Genomic DNA, 17,471 nt, shown 5'->3' with positions numbered 1-17,471 from the left:
CCCTTAGTCCAGCTTCTCTGCGTTTGGGTCAGCAATGAAGAGCGGTCCATGATTATCTGTAAAGAACTTCATGAGGGTCTCCACTACTTCCGGCTGTGGGGATGTTTGAGCTTGATGTATTCCGATACTGCGGAATAAATAACCCCATTCTCCCTTATCGTAATAGGCAGCACCCTCGTCCTGATAGCCATTCGCGTCTGCTTGAAGCGTATATCTGACCGTTCTGGCTTCAGCTCCTGCAGTACCTAAAATATGCTGTTCGCTAAACTTAAGCGGATTATTAATGGTAAATCCCAACGCGTCAGCCCATTCGGCTTTTTCCGGGAAATAGGCTCCGATTGCAGTGATAGCACAGCCTATACAAGTCCAAGCCGTATCTGAATAGTTCATGTTTTGTTCCGGATGGTTCGGATCCTGAAAGGTAACTCCATAAGAACCGTTAGCGCCGACAACCGCGGTAGCCTGCCATCCGGCAGGAGCGAGTAGAAGATAACCTCCACCGATATCAGGGCGGTAGACCAGCGTTGCTTCTACTTGGTTTTTCATGTCTTGAGATAAAGCAAAGGTCATTTCAGGTATGGGGGGGATTTCTGTGTTTACATATTCGCTGCCACTATCAATATTTAGCTGCGCGAGCGTGGTATGCAGTGGAATGATGACCTGCCCATTATCGGGATCACTGCTAGGAAATTCGAGCATTTTTTGAGTGGAGCTGGGTTCGTTATCTGCTTCCTTATTAGTTTGTGCGTTGGTGGACGGGGGTGGAGTGGTGGGCGTTCCCCAGTCAAGCCCTTTATATCCAATCAGCAGTACTAGTACAATCACGACGCACGATATTGAAGTTAAGATCCAGCCATTTCTAACGCTTTTTCGTTTGGATTTCATATATGCTGTACCTCCTTTGATCTTACTTATATAGACCTAAGAATGGAGTGGAAAGTTTCTTACATAATCTTTATATTTCTGAAGTTCTTCATGATATGGCGGGATAGAGCGGGAGTCCGTTTCTTAAACCCTGCATATCAATATAGAAAGAATTTCAAACAAAGCGTGTAGGAGGGCGAGTATGGTTACGATTAGTTTATGTATGATAGTACGAAATGAAGAAAAAAGCTTGCACCGATGTTTATCTACCATTGCAAGTCTCGTAGATGAAATTGTTATCGTGGATACAGGCTCGACGGATAAAACGAAAGAGATTGCGTTGTCCTTCGGAGCTGTAATTTATGATTTCGAATGGATTGATAATTTTAGTGCCGCACGTAATTTTGCCTTTAGCAAAGCTACTCAGGAGTACATTTTGTGGCTGGATGCGGATGATTATATAAAGGAAGAGGATCAGATTCTTTTTAAAAAACTAAAAGAAATCCTGCCGGGACATATTCACAGTGTGAACATGCAATATAATCTGGCTTTTGACGAAGCGGGAAATGTCACAGCTAGTTTACGCCGCAACAGGCTGGTTCGGCGCAGCTGCAACTTTCAGTGGATCGGGCCTGTTCATGAGTATTTAGAGGTAAGTGGTCCTTCTTTTAGTAGTGATGTCTGCATCACACATGAGAAGGATAAGGAATACACAGATCGTAATTTGCAGATTTATCAAAAACGAGTTGCACAGGGTGAAGTGTTTTCGCCGAGAGACCAGTATTATTATGCAAATGAATTAAGAGATCATGCTATAAATGAGGAGGCTTGCAAATACTATGAGATTTTCTTAGCGGGTGGGCAGGGCTGGATTGAAGATAATTTCCAGGCTTGCCTAAAGCTTGCCGAATGCCGGGAACGGCTGGGGGATAAAGAAGGTGCTTTTGAAGCGTTATGTAAAACCTTGCAGTATGATAAACCACGTTCAGAGTTTTGTTGCCGACTGGGGGCACTTCTGCTGGAAAAAGGCCAGTTGCAACCAGCCGCATACTGGTATGAGCTAGCGATTCAGCTACCGCGGGATAACGATTCGATGGGGATGAAGAATGGAATCTTTTATACCTGGCTGCCGCATCTTCAATTGGCACTTTGTTATGATCGTCTCGGCCAACACGAGAAAGCGAATCATCACAATGAAACGGCGTTGAGTTTTTATCCATCCCATCCTAGTATGTTATATAATCGCACCTATTTCAAAAATCTGCTTGGCGATAAGTATGTAACGCTTCAGGCTTAATTTAGTAAAAGAGATGCCCCAGCCGTTCTGATTATGACTGCTGGGGCATTTATGTGTTTTTTGGAGCTTGCAAGATTACTGGCGGTGGGGAACCTTCCCGTGATCCCCGGCAAGCTTCGCAGATTCGATTAGATTTCCGCGTACGAAGTAGCTATCGGACTCAGCTGACCTTAAACGCTGCTTTATGCCACATTTGGAATTCTAACGGACCGCATAGTCGCTATTGACCTGAAACACACTCGATTTGGAGCAATATCACAGTAATAGTTGCACTGGAGTCCGAAACTGTGCTCAAAAGGCGATAAATGAGCAAATAGCGTCATCTGGGTCCGGAAGCAGGGGGACATGGTGGATGGTTACTGGATGTAAGAGTAAAGTCAGGGGTGTAAGATTCCCGGCAGAGTAGGCGTAAAGGTGTGGCGGATGATTACTGTGTGTAAGAGTAAGCTCGTAGGTGGATCATTATCAGCAGCGTAGGAGTAAAGGTAGACAGTAATTAATATGCAGAAGATATCCCAAAGAGGGTAACCCAGCATCCATGAACTAGATGCTGGGTTACCCTCTTTTAGTAAGCTGGATTGTATTGTTGTTCCTTTTTATAATCGTTTGGAGGGAGACCTACCTCTTGTTTGAAAAGCTTGGAGAAATAGGAGTAGTTGCTATAGCCAACTTTGTTCGCGACGGTATATACAGACATATTTGTGGTTTCCAATAGATGTTTTGCAGCCGCGATTCGGACGTGGATGACATAACTGCCTAATGAAACCCCAGTTTCTCGTTTGAATATCCTTGCCAGGTAATCAGGATTGAGATAGACAATTTCAGCCAAATCATTTCGGGTCAGGTCATCGCCGTAATGTGAATGAATGTATTGTTTGATTTCTTCTGCGACGGACTTAGGCTGGGCAGCAAAGTCACGATATTTCATGGCTGTAGTGACAAGGTATTTAAGATATTCTTCCATATCCTCGATTGAATCCAAAGAGTGCATAGATAATTTATCATTAGTTTTGCCAGAGTATAATTTGTGTGATCTTATCCCTTTCAGGTTGAGAAATGAATAGACTAGCTGTACTACATCTAAACGGAACAAGCTAAGGACAGAGGTCTCAAGTGTTCTATTGTTAAGCATGACCTTTAAATATTGTGTAACTTCTTCAAGAAAAGCAGTGAATTTATTCTGATTCAGCAGTTCTTCCAAATAGGCAAGATCCGGTGGTGTATAGCCCGGTTTATTTTGATGCAGATAAGCCTCCACCAAAAAGGTCTGATTTCTGCATCTCGTAATTTCTTCATCCATAGTCAGGGATTGTTTTAGAACATTCCCCACATTACTCAGTTTATCGTTTAAACCAATATTGCAGCAGACATCACATTTTAAATAAGGATTCGCCTTTTGAATAAAAGAAGCACATAATGCTTCAAGCAGTTGCGTATCTGGAGCCTGGTTCCATTTTAATATGGCGATCCAGTTATAATCTTTGTATTCCAGAATGCTTTCGATGGTAAAACAAGGGTGCTGAAACAATTCGTACAATACATTTAGCAGGGCAAAATCAAACAGATCCTTTTCTTCTTTTCCCATACTGCCATTGTAAGGGAATAAGTTAAATATCAAAGGCTGTAGGGTATCACTCATTTGATAGGAGAGGTTTTGTTCTTCAATGGCATGTGTGATGTCTGACAATTTAATCGGAAATGATGTACTGCCACTAACTAGCTTCCGCCAAAAATGCTCAAGAATCTTCGCCTGATTTTTTTGCCAAAAGTAACCGCCCTGAATGGCTTTTTCGTTTTTTTGCTGCTCTTTTGCTTGGGTAACCGCCTTATGGATGATCAACATCAGCTTGTCAAATTCAATGGGCTTAAGGAAATATTCAAAGCTCTGCAATTCGATTGCTTTCTGCGCATAGTTAAAATCTGCATAATTGGTAAGAAGAATAGTCTGAATACTATAATTTCCCTCGCGAATCCATGCTAGTAATTCCAGTCCGCTGCCCTGCGGCATTTCAATATCTGAAATCAGAATTTGAACAGAATGCTTTTCTATTATTTCACGTGCTTGAGCGACATTATTAGCCGTATAAACAGTATCAATGTGTAGTGATTCCCAATCAATTTTCTTTTGCAATGCGGCAATAACATAAAAGTCATCATCAACAAGCAGTACATTCATAGTTTGCTCTCCATTCATTTAGATTTATTAGGAAGCTTCGGAAGATATAAGATTACACTAGCGCCGCCGCCCTCCAAATTGGAGAAGGTAACGGTTGCTCTTTTTAAATATAGGTACTCTAGTCTTTTAAGCGTATTCATAATGCCGATTTGTGTACCTTTACTTTGATCCAAAGGCTCTCCAAGATTAAGTTTCTCTAACACCTGAGATGGAAAACCGGGACCGGTGTCGGTGAGCTGGATAACGAGCATTTCTTCTTCCTGATCCATCTGTAATCGTTGTACTGTAAGCCTGATCTCGGCTTCATGTTCGCGTGAAATCGCATATTTAATTGAATTTTCGATAAAGGTTTGCAGCACTAACGGTGGAATTTCCACACTGCCTGCCTGATCCTCTTGTTCGATGTAATAAATAAATGCGTCCTGATAACGTTGCTTTTGAATCTCCAAGTAGGTTCGGACATGCTCGATTTCATCCTCCAACCGGACAAAATTCTCGCCATTCTGAAAAATGTAACGGAAATACTTAGAGGTAGACAACGTCATATTTTCAATTTCTTTATACATATGAATTTGCGCCATGCTATAGATGCTAGTCAGACAGTTTAAGAAAAAGTGTGGTTTAATCTGTAGCTTCATATAGTCCAGCTGTATTCTTTGTTTCTCCAGTTCCTGCTCGTACATAGCGATTTTAAAGGTTTTGATTTGTTCAACCAAGCCTTTAAACTGAGTGTTTGCCTGTTCCAGCTCTATAATCTCACTGCTTCTGAAATCTGCGGGTTGCCCAGACTCATTAATGAAAGCAAGGTTATCGGAGAAGCTTTGAATCGGACCTAACACTCTTTTTTTGAAAAAGAGCAGAACAATGCATAACGTGGAGGTCACAATGAAGAACAATAACATAATAAGCAGCTGGGCAATCATGATTTTTTCGAATATGCCATATTTAATGACCATTTTGGTGCTGAAGGTGGTGTCTGAGAATGCACTGTTGATTGTTGTACGCGATTGCAAAAGATTAGAGAATCCCCCATTTTCCGTTATTAGCTTTCCGCTATTGGAGATCGGACTAGTTAAAGGCTGTTCATTCTCATCTACTAGAGAAACATAACCATTGGCGCCAAGATTAATTTGGCGTAGCGGCCGGATCAGATTATCTGCGGAGATCAGTCCAATTAAATAGCGATTGTAATAGGGCACGATATTAATCACATAATAATGGTTGTTTACTAGAATAGGCGTCCATTTGGAATAAAACTTCTCGTACATCTCCTTATCATCAATATAAGAAATAATCTTTTTTTTCAGCTCCCTGTAATCCGTATAGGTTACGCTGATCGGTGCGCAATTCAAAAAATAGGTCTCATTTTTCAAATAGTAGAAGAAGTTATACTCATGCCCGTAGTTTTTTTGCAGCTCGGTAAAGCGTTTGAACAGATTATCATTTGCCTTTAAGAACTCGATACTGTTGACCCCGTAAGTATTCATCGTTAGTAAGCTCTCATCGTTCCCAAGCGTCCAGCCCATATAGTGATTAATGTAGGCAAAATCATGATTAATACGATTGATGTAAAGCGCCGCAGTATCCTGCAAATTTCGAGTGGACTGCTGCTTAACGATGGAAATGGAAGCGATGCTGATTCCTAAATCCAGAATAAGGACTGTGAATGAAACCAACATCATGACTTTTATATAATGGCGAATGGGGTAGGTTTTGTGTTTCGCTGTTTTTTTGATCATAAAATCATTATAAAACCTCTGCGTGAAAAAAACATAAGAACTCGCTAGCGATTTCCCTCAAAGTCCGGATAGCACATACAGAAGTCGGGATACTGTTATTAAATCTCCCCAAGTAGAGCATTTAGCTTTTGCATTTTTTGTAAGCGAATTCAAAGGTCTGGATAACCGTCTTAATGTGTCCGGAATACGAAAAAATAAGAAGTTATTATAAAGCTATTCAGATGCATTTTGATAAATTGAAATGGGGGATTAAGAGATGAGTCAACACAGTAAGAAAAAAACTGCAAAGAAATGGACTGTGGGTCTGCTGGCGGCTGCGATGGTATTTGGAATTGCTGGCTGCGGCGGTAACAACGGGAATAATGCAGCGACAAATGAAACGAGCAGCTATAACAAAGAAGGTCTGCCGATTGTGAATGAGCCTGTAACACTTAAAGTGCTGACTGTCCGTTGGGGGAGTATGGGGGACACCTTTACGCAAAACCAATGGCTGAAGGATCTGGAGAAAAATACGAATGTCAAAATCGATTGGCAAGTGATGTCCTCCAATGATTGGGGTGAGCAGAAGTCGATTATGCTGGCGAGTGGCACGCTTCCGGATATCGTCTTGGGAAATCAAACCTTTGGGGATGCCGATATCGTAAATAATCTAAGCTTTTTCCGGCCGCTTGATGATTATATTGAGCAAAATATGCCTAATCTCAAAGCAGCTATGGAAGAAACCCCAGAAATGAAAAAAATCAGCACATTTCCTGACGGGAAAATCTACTCACTGCCAACAAGACTTCCTGCACGTCCAAAAAGCTCACGTCAGCCTGTGATTAACAAGACCTGGCTGGACAAATTGGGCTTGAAGGTGCCTGAAACGATTGATGAGCTTTATAACGTGCTCAAAGCTTTTAAAGAACAAGATCCGAATGGTAATGGAAAACAAGATGAGATTCCTTTTATTGAAATTGGTAATGACTTGATCAGTCCTTTCGGAATTGCCGATTTGAATAACAATAATATGATCATCAAGGACGGAAAAGCGATATATTTCCCTGTTTCAGAGGAGTTCAAAGAAGGTCTCAAATGGGAAAATAAATTGTATGCGGAAGGCTTGCTAGATAAAGAGGTATTCACTCAGGACGATACGATGAGATCGGCTAAGTTCCAGAATCCGGATGCTCCAATTGTAGGCTTTACGTACCAGTGGACTCCAGACGCCGTGTTTGGAAAATGGAGCGATCAATATGTGACGATTCCACCGATTGCCGGACCAGATGGTAAACGTTATACGATCGGAAATCCGATTGGGATGAATCTTAACCGTAATGAGCTGCTGATTACCACATCTTGCAAATATCCTGAGGTTGCTGCACGTTGGGCAGATCAGTTCTACACTGACGAAGCGAGCATTCAGAATTTCTGGGGTGCGATTGGAACGGTTATTAAGAAAAACGATGATAGCACTTATACATTGATGGATCCACCAGCTGGAACCAGCGCAGATGCTTGGTATTGGGATCAATCTCTACGTGATTTTGGACCGAAATATGTGAGCCCATCCTTTGAATCGAAAATCGTCCTGAACCCTGAAAGTGGAGATGGACTGAAGCTGCAACTGGATAAGCTGGGCAGTGAATATGTAACAACACCTTTCCCTAACGTAATGTACACTTCTGAGGAGTTCGAGGAGCTGCCAACCTTGACTACGGATATCGACAGCTATGTGAATACTATGCGGGCGCAATTTATTAGCAAAGGCGGAATTGACGAGGGCTGGGATGCTTATGTGAGCAAGCTTAATAAAATGGGACTTGAAAAGTTAGTTAAGATTCGCACGGATGCTTACACCCGTTATATGAACGTGAAATAACCTATTCGTCTTTCGAAAAAGGTGCTGCCCTACAGGATAGCTGTGGGGTAGCATTCTCTATTTTAAATAAGGAGGGGATGTCATGAAATCTGGTCCACTTCATTTCGGGCGGAAATTCGGACAAATCAAACAAAATTGGGGTCTCTATCTATTGCTTTTTCCTGCTGTAGTTCTGACGTTATTATTCGCGTACAAGCCAATGTACGGGGTGCTGATTGCCTTCAAGGATTATAGCCCTGCGTTGGGAATAGGGGGCAGCCCATGGGCTGGATTCAAATACTTCGAGAAATTCTTTCATTCCTATCAATTTTCATCAACGATTAAAAACACATTGATCATCAGTGTGTACAGTCTGATTACCTTTCCGATTCCAATTATACTGGCGTTGATGGTTAACCAGATGAGACCTAACCGGTTTAGACGTTTTTTCCAGACGGTGTCCTATATGCCGCACTTTATCTCCACGGTAGTAATGGTGGGTTTAATGATGATTTTGTTCTCACCTAGCACCGGACTGCTGGGCAATATATATAGTCTTTTTGGAAAAGAGGCTCCTGATCTGATTGGCTCCGCTGGATTATTCAGCAGTGTATATGTTTGGTCGGATGTGTGGCAGCATGTCGGCTGGGACAGCATTATCTTTATCGCTGCGCTCTCCGCAGTTGATCCTAGCTTGTACGAGGCGGCAACCGTAGACGGAGCAAGCCGGATGCATAAAATTCGTTATATCGATATTCCGATGCTGATGCCAACCGCGATAACCTTGCTTATTTTGCGGGTCGGTGGATTGCTTGGGGTTGGTTTTGAAAAAGTGTACCTAATGCAAAATGACTTGAACATCACTTCAAGTGAAATTCTTTCTACTTATGTCTACAAAATTGGCTTGCTCAGCAGTCAATACAGCTTTTCCTCGGCGATCAACCTATTCAACACCGTTATTAATTTTATTTTATTGATCATGGTCAATCAGATATCTAAAAAACTAAGCGAAAATAGCTTGTGGTAGAAGGGAGGAGAATTGAAATGGGAGGTTTAGAGACAGTTACTAAAGGGAATGTGGGGAAAATAAAGAAGAATCGTTCTTCGGATACTATAATGGAAATAGTGATGTATGTTATATCAGCACTTTTTCTAATTATCCTGATCTATCCGCTGTATTTTATCGTCATTGCTTCGTTCAGTGATCCTTCCGCGGTGGCGGGGGGGCAGGTTTGGTTATTTCCTAAAGGGTTCACCTTCGATGGTTACAAAGAGCTGCTGCGTCATGAAAATATTTGGATCGGTTACTGGAATACCATCATGTATACGGTGGTAGGGACGGCAATCGGTTTAATTGTAAATATTTCTGCGGCCTATGCGTTGTCCAGAAAGGATCTTGTGGGACGAAAATATCTTTCCCTGTTTTTCATCTTTACGATGTTTTTTAATGGGGGGTTAATTCCGACTTTTCTAACGATCCGTGATTTCCATCTGTACGATACATTTCTGGTGATGGTACTGCCTTTCTCCGTTGGTGTGTTTAACATAATCGTTGCCCGCACCTTTTTTCAGTCGAGTATTCCGGGAGATTTATGGGAAGCTGCACAGATCGATGGTTGTGGAAATCTTCGTTATTTTCTACAGATCGTTTTACCACTGTCGAAGGCGATTATTGCCGTGCTGGGTCTATGGATCGCCGTTGGTTACTGGAATTCATATTTTAATGCCTTGATCTATCTGAAAAATCCTAATATGTATCCTTTGCAGCTGATCCTGCGAAATATTTTGATTACCAATCAGATGCAGTCGGGGATGGGAACCGGGGAAGCTGCGCAAATCGCACTACGACTCGCCAATATGATGCGGTATTCTGTTATTATCGTGGCAACGGTTCCGATCATGTGCGTGTACCCTTTTGTACAAAAATACTTTAACCAAGGGGTAATGATCGGCGCAGTGAAGGAATAGTACATTCAGCTATTCTACTAACATTCGTAAGGGAGCAAGAACGTTATGAAAAAGCAACAAAAAAACAGGATATATAGAACAATCACCGTCATTCTTTTAGTGACAACGTTGCTTGCTAGCCTTACAGCTTGTAAAGGGGACAGTGGGATTAATTCTGTTGAACCTGAACCGGGTGAATTTAACAAAGAAGGATTGCCGATAGTGGATAAGCCGGTGACGCTGAAAGTACTCACTGTCCGGTGGGTAAGCATGGGAGATTCTTTTACCGAGAATCAATGGCTCAAGGACTTGGAGAAGAACACGAATGTCAAAATCGAGTGGCAGGTGATGTCCTCCAATGATTGGAGTGAACGGAAGTCTATTATGCTGGCCAGCGGCACACTTCCAGATATCATTTTAGGGAGTCAGACCTTCGGAGATGCGGATATCGTCAATAATTTAAGCTTATTTCGGCCGTTAGATGACTATATTGAGCACAACATGCCTAATCTCAAAGCAGCTATGGAAGAAACACCGGAAATGAAAAAAATCAGCACCTTTCCTGACGGGAAAATCTACTCGCTGCCTGCAAGATTACCCTCACGTCCTAAAAGCTCTCGTCAGCCTGTGATTAACAAAACCTGGCTGGACAAATTGGGTTTGAAGGTACCGGATACGATAGACGATCTTTATAACGTGCTAAAAGCATTCAAAGAACAAGATCCGAATGGAAACGGAAAACAGGATGAGATTCCTTTTATCGAATTAAGTAATGATCTAATCAGTCCCTTCGGAATCGCAGATTTGAATAATAACTTCATGGTGGTCAAGGACGGAAATGCGGTTTATTACCCGATTTCAGAGGAGTACAAAGAAGGGCTCAAATGGGAGAGCAAATTGTTTAAAGACGGATTACTTGATAAAGAGGTATTCACTCAAGACGAAACGATGAGATCGGCAAAGTTTCTAAATCCGGATGCCCCAATCGTAGGCTTCTCTTATCAGTGGACGCCAGACGCTATGTTTGGCAAATGGAGTGATCAATATGTGACCATTCCGCCAATTGCTGGACCAGACGGGAAGCGCTACACCGTTGGGAACCCGTATGGGATGAATCTGGAACGCAACGAGCTGTTGATCACCACATCCTGCAAGTATCCAGAAATTGCTGCACGCTGGGCGGATCAGTTCTATACCAATGAAGCCAGCATTCAGAATTTCTGGGGTGCCATTGGAACGGTGATTAAGAAAAATGACAACGGTACGTATACATTGATGGACCCTCCAACCGGCACCAGTGCGGATGCTTGGTATTGGGAACAGTCACTCCGGGATTTCGGGCCGAAATATGTGAGCCCAGCTTTTGAAAAGACCATCTTTCTAAATCCTAAAACCGGAGATGGACTGAAGCTACAACTCGATAAGCTGGGAAGTGACTACACAACACCACCTTTCCCTAACGTAATGTACACTGCAGAAGAGTTTCAGGAGCTGCCGACCTTGACCACCGATATTGACAGTTACGTCAATACAATGCGTGCTCAATTTATAATCTCAGGTGATATTGACGAGCAGTGGGATGATTATGTGAAGCAGCTGCGGGGGATGGGCCTCGAAAAGATGGTGAAAATTCGGACAGATGCTTTCAGCCGTTATATGGGTGTTGAATAAAAAGAAATGAGGTTTTTACTTGATGGGAAATACGATGAAAGAGCCAACCCCTTTGGCGACCCAATTAAAGCTGCGTTCTGAACCAGGCAGTAATGCTGATGCGATTATTCAGGGGGAGTGCTATCGGTTCACTGTCTTAACTCCGGAGCTTATCCGGATGGAATATAGTGAGGAAGGTTATTTCGAAGATCGGGCGTCACAGACCGTTGTGAATCGCAATTTTCCGGTTCCAGAGTTCCGCGTAATGGATCTGGGGAATAAACTTGAGTTGATTACGAAGCGCCTGCATTTAACTTATGACAAACAGCCTTTCTCCCGGCATGGTCTCAGTATTCGGGTGAGAAACGAAGCGGGTCATTTAATGAGTGTCTGGAATTATGGAGATACAGTCCAAGATTTGGGAGGGACAGCACGTACACTGGATAATGCAGATGGTGCCATTCCGCTGGAGCACGGACTACTCTCACGTGCCGGGTATACGTTAGTTGATGATAGCACCTCCCTAGTACTGGAAGAGGATGGACGGGTAGAGCTACGGGCGTTGGCTGGCCTCGATGTTTATTTTTTTGGATACGGTCATGATTATTTGCACTGCTTGAAGGATTTCTATCACCTTTGCGGTCGTACGCCCCTATTGCCACGTTATGCCCTTGGCAACTGGTGGAGCCGTTATTACCGATATTCAGAAGAAGAATACAAAGCGCTAATGGAGCGGTTTGAGCTCGAGCGAATTCCGTTTTCCGTCGCTGTTATAGATATGGATTGGCATCTCGTCGATATTGATCCGCAGTACGGCAGTGGTTGGACGGGTTATACCTGGAACCGGGAACTGTTTCCGGAGCCTCAAAGATTTTTGGCATGGCTGCATGAAAAAGGACTTCGAGTAACGCTCAACGTACATCCAGCAGACGGTGTACGGGCGTTTGAAGATCCTTATCTAGCCATTGCTGCGGAGATGGGTATGGACCCGGAAAAGGGTGATGCTGTAGAATTTGATATTACGGATCCGAATTTTTTGCGAGCATACTTTAAGTTTCTGCATCATCCGCTAGAGAATGAAGGTGTGGACTTCTGGTGGATTGATTGGCAGCAGGGTGGAGTGACTAAAGTACCGGGACTAGATCCGCTTTGGATGCTGAACCATTATCACTATCTGGATAGCGGCCGGCGAGGCAACCGGCAGATTACTTTCTCACGTTATGCAGGTCTTGGCAGCCATCGTTATCCTGTGGGCTTCTCTGGAGATACCATTGTCACTTGGGAGTCGCTGGATTTCCAGCCATACTTCACAGCCAACGCCGCTAACGTGGGATATGGTTGGTGGAGCCATGATATCGGGGGCCATATGAATGGTTATTTAGACGATGAGTTGGCAATGCGCTGGGTGCAATTCGGTGTGTTTTCGCCTATTCTGCGGTTACATAGTTCTGCTAGTGCCTTTAACAGCAAGGAGCCATGGCGATTCAATAAGATTGCGGAAGATGTGATGAAGGATTGCCTGCGTTTGCGGCATAGTTTACTTCCCTATCTGTACACGATGAATCGCTATGCCAGCCGCGATAGTCTTCCGCTAATCCGACCGATGTATTATCATCATGCGTTGTCGAATGAAGCCTATGAAGTGCCCAATGAATATTATTTCGGAACGGAACTTATTGCCTGTCCGATTACACAGCCGGTCAATCCAAAGGTAGGCGTTGCCGAATTTAAGGCTTGGTTACCAGAAGGGGTTTGGATAGATTTTTTTAACGGAAGAGTGTACGACGGTGGCAGAAAGCTTTCTCTCTATCGCAATCTAGAAAATATCCCTGTATTAGCTAAAGCAGGTGCTATTGTGCCCATGGCAGATCTGACGCAATATACGTCTTCAGTGGATAATCCGAGGCATATGGAGGTCCGTGTGTTTGCGGGAGAAAGGGGTCATTTTCATCTCTGGGAGGATGAGGGGGATACTGCGGAGGATCAGGATGATCAATGGTGCGATACAGAAATGATCCTGGAAATGGGGGATAAAGCCAGCTTCAAGATTCTCTCTGCTCAGGGAAATACAAAGGTTGTGCCTGAGCGGCGATCATGGAAGTTGTCCTTTGTCGGTTTTGCTGATACGAAGGTACAGGTATTCGCTGGCGGCACAGAAATCGAAGCAAACATAGACTATGATGAGGCAACACATACGCTTACGATCATGATCTCGGATCAAGCGGTAGAGCATTCCTTGGAGGTAACGTTCACAGATGCCCGGATTGCGGTGAATTCTGTAGATGATGAGGTGTTCAGCCTTCTGAACCGTGCGCAAATTCTTTTCCAATTGAAAGAACAAATTTACCATGTAGTCAAAGCAGCAGTAACGCCGATGGCGGCCCTGGCTTCTCTTGCCTCGTTGGATCTTGAACATACACTGTATGGAGCGTTATGCGAAATACTATCAGCAAGGCTTTAAGCACTATTTCTTTTAATTTAATAAAAAAGGAGGTTCTCTCTGTGCGCTGGCATAAAGAGAACCTCTTTTTATTAGAAATGAACAGCTGCTACTTAATTAGCAGGGTTTGAATGGCATGAGCCGGAATCATGTTCTCAGCCAGTTCGTCATGGAAGCGCAAGGTGAATGGAAGCTCTTGCTCTGTGCGGTTCATAACGATAACAGCAATAGTGCCATCAGGGTTGCGGAAAGCTGTTGTTTCAAGCTTATCTGTATATTTAGAGAAACCAATACGTTTAGCACCCGGACGAATATATTTACTGAAGTGCCCGATGTAATAGAAAGAGCTCTCAAAAGTAATTTCATCGTTTTTGGTATCTCCGATAATTGGAGCGTCGCAGTAATTTCCTACATGGTTAGGTCCACCTTGCTCATCCAAGACAATGTTCCAGTCTGTCCAGCTCGACATCCAGTTGTTCAGATTGCCGATGATATCATGTCCGTAACGTTCACCGGTGTTCCATGAGCCGAGATGAACGCCACCTTCTTGGCAGCCTTCGCTGAAGAACAGCTTTTTATCTGGGAAACGATCATGAACGGCAGAGAGGGCTTCGAAGTGATCACCGGAATACCAGTGGAAGCAGATTCCCCATATGTATTTGGATGCAACTTGATCTTCAAAAGCAACCTTAGCACGGTCATACACCCGTTCTTTATTATGATCCCAGATCATAACCTTTACATGGCCCAAGCCCGCTTGTTCCAGAGCAGGTCCCAAGTAGTCACGCACAAAATCCTTTTCTTCTTCGGCGGTATACAGGCAGGAATCCCATCTTTGTACAGCTTTGGCTTCATTCTGAACACTGACAGCCCAGATATCAATCCCTTCTGCAGCGTACGCCTCAATATATTTAACGAACATGTTAGCCCAAGCCTTACGATATTCAGGCTTAAGAGCTCCGCCTCCGTTCATTTGCCCGTTAGTCTTCATGAACGCTGGAGGACTCCATGGGGAAGAGAACAGACGGAAATCTTCACCTACTGCTGCGGCAGCATTTTTTATGAGGGGGATAACCGACTCGTGATCTCTGGAAATATCGAACGAACGTAGCTCCGCATCGCCTTCCTCTACATAAGCATAGTTGCCCAGTGAGAAGTCGCAGCTTTGGATATGTGAGCGGCAAAGGGTATATCCAATGCCGTGCTCAGGATGAAAATAAGCGTCGATGATTTCTTTTTGTTTAGCTGCACTAAGCTTAGCGATAGTAACGGCAGAGGACTCCGTAAGAGCTCCACCAAAGCCTTCAATTTCTTGATACTCCAGATCATCATAGATATTGATTAGCTCTGATTCGACTCCTGACGTATCGGGAAGGAAAATCAGAGGGTCCTTTTCTGTTAAACGATCCGTGGTTTCTTTAGCGGTTTGAATGACGCGAATAGTTTTACTCATAATGGTTGATAACCTCCTACATATGAATTCTGTCTTTATTATAGAAGGAGATTCACTGCACTTTGAAGAAACTATATGGCTAAGAACCTCAACAATCTGGTCATCGACTACTATAGAATGAGGAGCATATGCGATGGAAACAAACAGCGTTCAAATTAGTCTGTGTGGATTTATCCGCCATACTCAGCCTTTTCGGCAACTATATCGCAGTGGGTTGGATACCTATATCATCAGGCTGCAAGCAGAAGGGGAATGTGAAGTCCTTATCGATGGAGAAATGACTGCCGTAGTGCCGGGGGATCTATTGTTATTTAAGCCCTACGATATATATGATCTGAGAATCGGTGAAAAGAAAAGTCCTTTGGGACATAGTGTGGACTATTTTGTAATGTGTACAGGGGAATGGGTGGACCACTGGTGGAACCTGCGTGAGCGACCCAAAAAGGTTAGAATTGCGGATGATGGTAAGCTGCAAAGTATATGGCAACAGCTTGATCTGGAGAATAGAAGACTAGACGGGGGTAGCCCTGAAATACTTGAAGCACTATTTAAAGCTTTATGTTTGTTGTTAGATCGGGCTATGGAAGAGGCACCTGCATCATCTTCGGCTTCGCTTCTACACGGACTTAAAATGAAGAGTTATGTGGAGGAGCATGCTACTTCAGAGATCAGACTAAAGGACGTAGCTGCTCATGCTGGAATTAGTGTGACAAGGGCCGTACATTTATTCAAGATCCAATTCGGTTATTCTATTATGCAATATGCGGGGCAAATCCGGCTTGCGATGGCACTGAGATTAATGGACAATACCAATTACACCTTAGAGCGTATAGCAGAGGAGACGGGGTTTGGAAGTTACACCTATTTTCACAGGGTGTTTCGGGAGCGTTATGGTGTCTCGCCAGGTATCTATCGAAAGAGAGAGTAGAAGGTTTATCAGTAAAAAGAAGCTGCCCCATAAATCACAGAGTAGGACTTCGGGGCAACTCTCGATTAGACGTTAATTATAGTAAGGCCAGCCAGCAGAATCCCATTCGAGATCACTGATTAACAATTTGGGTGCGCCATTCTCAGCGACACTGTAAGCATGGCGGACGATAACGTTGGTTCCGTATATATCCTGTCCACCAGGACCCGCCCAAAAACTGTTGCCGCTATCGATGACCGTAGCCCCGCCATTTTTCATATCGGTACCGTCCTTCGCATAGAAAGGCCCCAGTACGCTGGTTGAGCGTCCCACTGCAATTTTATAGGTGCTGTTTACGCCTGAGCAGCATTGGCCAATGGATACGAATAGATAATAATATCCGGTGTTTGGATTGTAAACCATGCTGGAGCCTTCGATCCCCCCGGATTTAGTCGCAATGCGATACGAGTTGCCCGTTGGCTTCATGGTTGTTTTGTTGATGGAGGTAATGTAAATCCCGTTGCTCCAGGAACCGAAGGTCATCCATAGGTTTCCGTTAGCATCTGCCGTAATGTTAGGATCAATGGCGTTATAATTGGAGGCGTCATTAGACGAGATAACGACACCTTGGTCCGTCCATTTTCCCCCGGAGATCGATTTAGTAGTTACTAAACCAATAGCAGACACTCTTGAGCCGAATGTGGAGATAGAATAATAGAGGTAATAGGTACCGTTATAGTAGAAAATTTCTGGGGCCCATACATCTAGCCCTTCTTGATTGGGAACGTAAGAGCTCCACCAGGAGGGTTTCGAGGTATAAATCGGGAGGGAGCGAATATAGTTAGTTCCATCGTTTGAGAACATCACTTGGAGACCTGATCCCGTGCTGAATACCCAATGTGTGTTCCCCTCTTTGATATATGAAGGGTCGTGTACGTTGGTATCTCCAGTCAGATTCCAGGTTGCTGCATAAGCTTGCGATCCTCCTGAGAAAACAGTTGTAAAAAGCATTAAAAAAGACAACAATAACAACCGATAACCTTGCCTACCTTTTTTCGCCATATTCCTTCTCCTTTTAGTTTAGATTTCCCTAAAGTGTTTCATTATTTTGCAATTGATAACGCTTACATAATATCTTGTATTATTTCTCTAGTCAAT

The 17,471-nt window shown here is 43.5% G+C and carries 12 protein-coding genes; 7 read left to right on the top strand and 5 right to left on the bottom strand.

All coding sequences use genetic code 11. The features are described from left to right. Positions 1 to 3: 3 nt before the first annotated feature. On the bottom strand, positions 4 to 885 hold the full coding sequence (locus MHH49_RS29905; RefSeq protein ID WP_341138732.1) for a DUF4850 domain-containing protein: 882 nt from the start codon (positions 883 to 885) through the stop codon (positions 4 to 6). A gap of 181 nt (positions 886 to 1,066) precedes the next feature. Between MHH49_RS29905 and MHH49_RS29900 the strand changes: the two genes are divergently transcribed. Further along, positions 1,067 to 2,161 (top strand): glycosyltransferase, encoded by a 1,095-nt coding sequence (locus MHH49_RS29900; protein ID WP_341138731.1) that lies wholly within the window; start codon positions 1,067 to 1,069, stop codon positions 2,159 to 2,161. A 565-nt stretch (positions 2,162 to 2,726) separates the two neighbouring features. On the opposite strand, the gene MHH49_RS29895 is transcribed toward MHH49_RS29900, so the two are convergent. Next, a complete protein-coding gene (locus MHH49_RS29895) occupies positions 2,727 to 4,337 on the bottom strand; it encodes a response regulator transcription factor (RefSeq protein WP_036689748.1) in 1,611 nt (536 codons plus the stop codon). Positions 4,338 to 4,351: 14 nt separating this feature from the next. Further along, entirely contained in the window at positions 4,352 to 6,076 is a 1,725-nt protein-coding gene (locus tag MHH49_RS29890; protein ID WP_076273065.1) for a cache domain-containing sensor histidine kinase, read from the bottom strand. A gap of 256 nt (positions 6,077 to 6,332) precedes the next feature. On the opposite strand from MHH49_RS29890, the gene MHH49_RS29885 reads away from it, so the two are divergent. The 5 genes from MHH49_RS29885 to MHH49_RS29865 all read left to right on the top strand — a co-directional run bounded on the left by MHH49_RS29885 (position 6,333) and on the right by MHH49_RS29865 (position 13,974). Then, positions 6,333 to 7,937, top strand: a complete 1,605-nt coding sequence (locus tag MHH49_RS29885; protein ID WP_076105382.1) for an extracellular solute-binding protein — start codon at positions 6,333 to 6,335, stop codon at positions 7,935 to 7,937. 82 nt (positions 7,938 to 8,019) lie between these two features. Beyond that, positions 8,020 to 8,943, top strand: a complete 924-nt coding sequence (locus MHH49_RS29880; protein WP_036689753.1) for an ABC transporter permease — start codon at positions 8,020 to 8,022, stop codon at positions 8,941 to 8,943. Between the two features lie 17 nt (positions 8,944 to 8,960). Beyond that, positions 8,961 to 9,884: a carbohydrate ABC transporter permease gene (locus MHH49_RS29875; RefSeq protein WP_051491641.1), complete on the top strand. Its 924-nt coding sequence runs from the start codon at positions 8,961 to 8,963 to the stop codon at positions 9,882 to 9,884. A 45-nt stretch (positions 9,885 to 9,929) separates the two neighbouring features. Then, positions 9,930 to 11,534, top strand: a complete 1,605-nt coding sequence (locus MHH49_RS29870) for an extracellular solute-binding protein (RefSeq protein WP_076100764.1) — start codon at positions 9,930 to 9,932, stop codon at positions 11,532 to 11,534. A 22-nt stretch (positions 11,535 to 11,556) separates the two neighbouring features. Then, on the top strand, positions 11,557 to 13,974 hold the full coding sequence (locus tag MHH49_RS29865) for a glycoside hydrolase family 31 protein (protein WP_341138730.1): 2,418 nt from the start codon (positions 11,557 to 11,559) through the stop codon (positions 13,972 to 13,974). Positions 13,975 to 14,062: 88 nt separating this feature from the next. Here the strand turns inward: MHH49_RS29865 and MHH49_RS29860 are convergent, their stop codons facing one another. Beyond that, a complete protein-coding gene (locus MHH49_RS29860) occupies positions 14,063 to 15,406 on the bottom strand; it encodes a glycoside hydrolase family 30 protein (RefSeq protein WP_176462586.1) in 1,344 nt (447 codons plus the stop codon). 133 nt (positions 15,407 to 15,539) lie between these two features. Here MHH49_RS29860 and MHH49_RS29855 point away from each other — a divergent pair, with 133 nt between their 5' ends. Beyond that, a complete protein-coding gene (locus MHH49_RS29855; RefSeq protein ID WP_036689756.1) occupies positions 15,540 to 16,334 on the top strand; it encodes an AraC family transcriptional regulator in 795 nt (264 codons plus the stop codon). Positions 16,335 to 16,406: 72 nt separating this feature from the next. Here the strand turns inward: MHH49_RS29855 and MHH49_RS29850 are convergent, their stop codons facing one another. Further along, entirely contained in the window at positions 16,407 to 17,375 is a 969-nt protein-coding gene (locus MHH49_RS29850) for a glycoside hydrolase family 43 protein (protein ID WP_036689758.1), read from the bottom strand. Positions 17,376 to 17,471: the final 96 nt, after the last annotated feature.

Source organism: Paenibacillus sp. FSL F4-0122 (assembly GCF_038002845.1).
In the GTDB taxonomy this organism is placed as follows: domain Bacteria; phylum Bacillota; class Bacilli; order Paenibacillales; family Paenibacillaceae; genus Paenibacillus_AQ; species Paenibacillus_AQ odorifer.
This window is presented reverse-complemented; position numbering and strand designations above follow the sequence as displayed.

Bases quoted from the DNA above. Each gene is read 5' to 3' on its own strand.
- MHH49_RS29905 (WP_341138732.1), bottom strand. From the start codon at position 885: ATGAAATCCAAACGAAAAAGCGTTAGAAATGGCTGGATCTTAACTTCA.
- MHH49_RS29900 (WP_341138731.1), top strand. From the start codon at position 1,067: ATGGTTACGATTAGTTTATGTATGATAGTACGAAATGAAGAAAAAAGC.
- MHH49_RS29895 (WP_036689748.1), bottom strand. From the start codon at position 4,337: ATGAATGTACTGCTTGTTGATGATGACTTTTATGTTATTGCCGCATTG.
- MHH49_RS29890 (WP_076273065.1), bottom strand. From the start codon at position 6,076: ATGATCAAAAAAACAGCGAAACACAAAACCTACCCCATTCGCCATTAT.
- MHH49_RS29885 (WP_076105382.1), top strand. From the start codon at position 6,333: ATGAGTCAACACAGTAAGAAAAAAACTGCAAAGAAATGGACTGTGGGT.
- MHH49_RS29880 (WP_036689753.1), top strand. From the start codon at position 8,020: ATGAAATCTGGTCCACTTCATTTCGGGCGGAAATTCGGACAAATCAAA.
- MHH49_RS29875 (WP_051491641.1), top strand. From the start codon at position 8,961: ATGGGAGGTTTAGAGACAGTTACTAAAGGGAATGTGGGGAAAATAAAG.
- MHH49_RS29870 (WP_076100764.1), top strand. From the start codon at position 9,930: ATGAAAAAGCAACAAAAAAACAGGATATATAGAACAATCACCGTCATT.
- MHH49_RS29865 (WP_341138730.1), top strand. From the start codon at position 11,557: ATGGGAAATACGATGAAAGAGCCAACCCCTTTGGCGACCCAATTAAAG.
- MHH49_RS29860 (WP_176462586.1), bottom strand. From the start codon at position 15,406: ATGAGTAAAACTATTCGCGTCATTCAAACCGCTAAAGAAACCACGGAT.
- MHH49_RS29855 (WP_036689756.1), top strand. From the start codon at position 15,540: ATGGAAACAAACAGCGTTCAAATTAGTCTGTGTGGATTTATCCGCCAT.
- MHH49_RS29850 (WP_036689758.1), bottom strand. From the start codon at position 17,375: ATGGCGAAAAAAGGTAGGCAAGGTTATCGGTTGTTATTGTTGTCTTTT.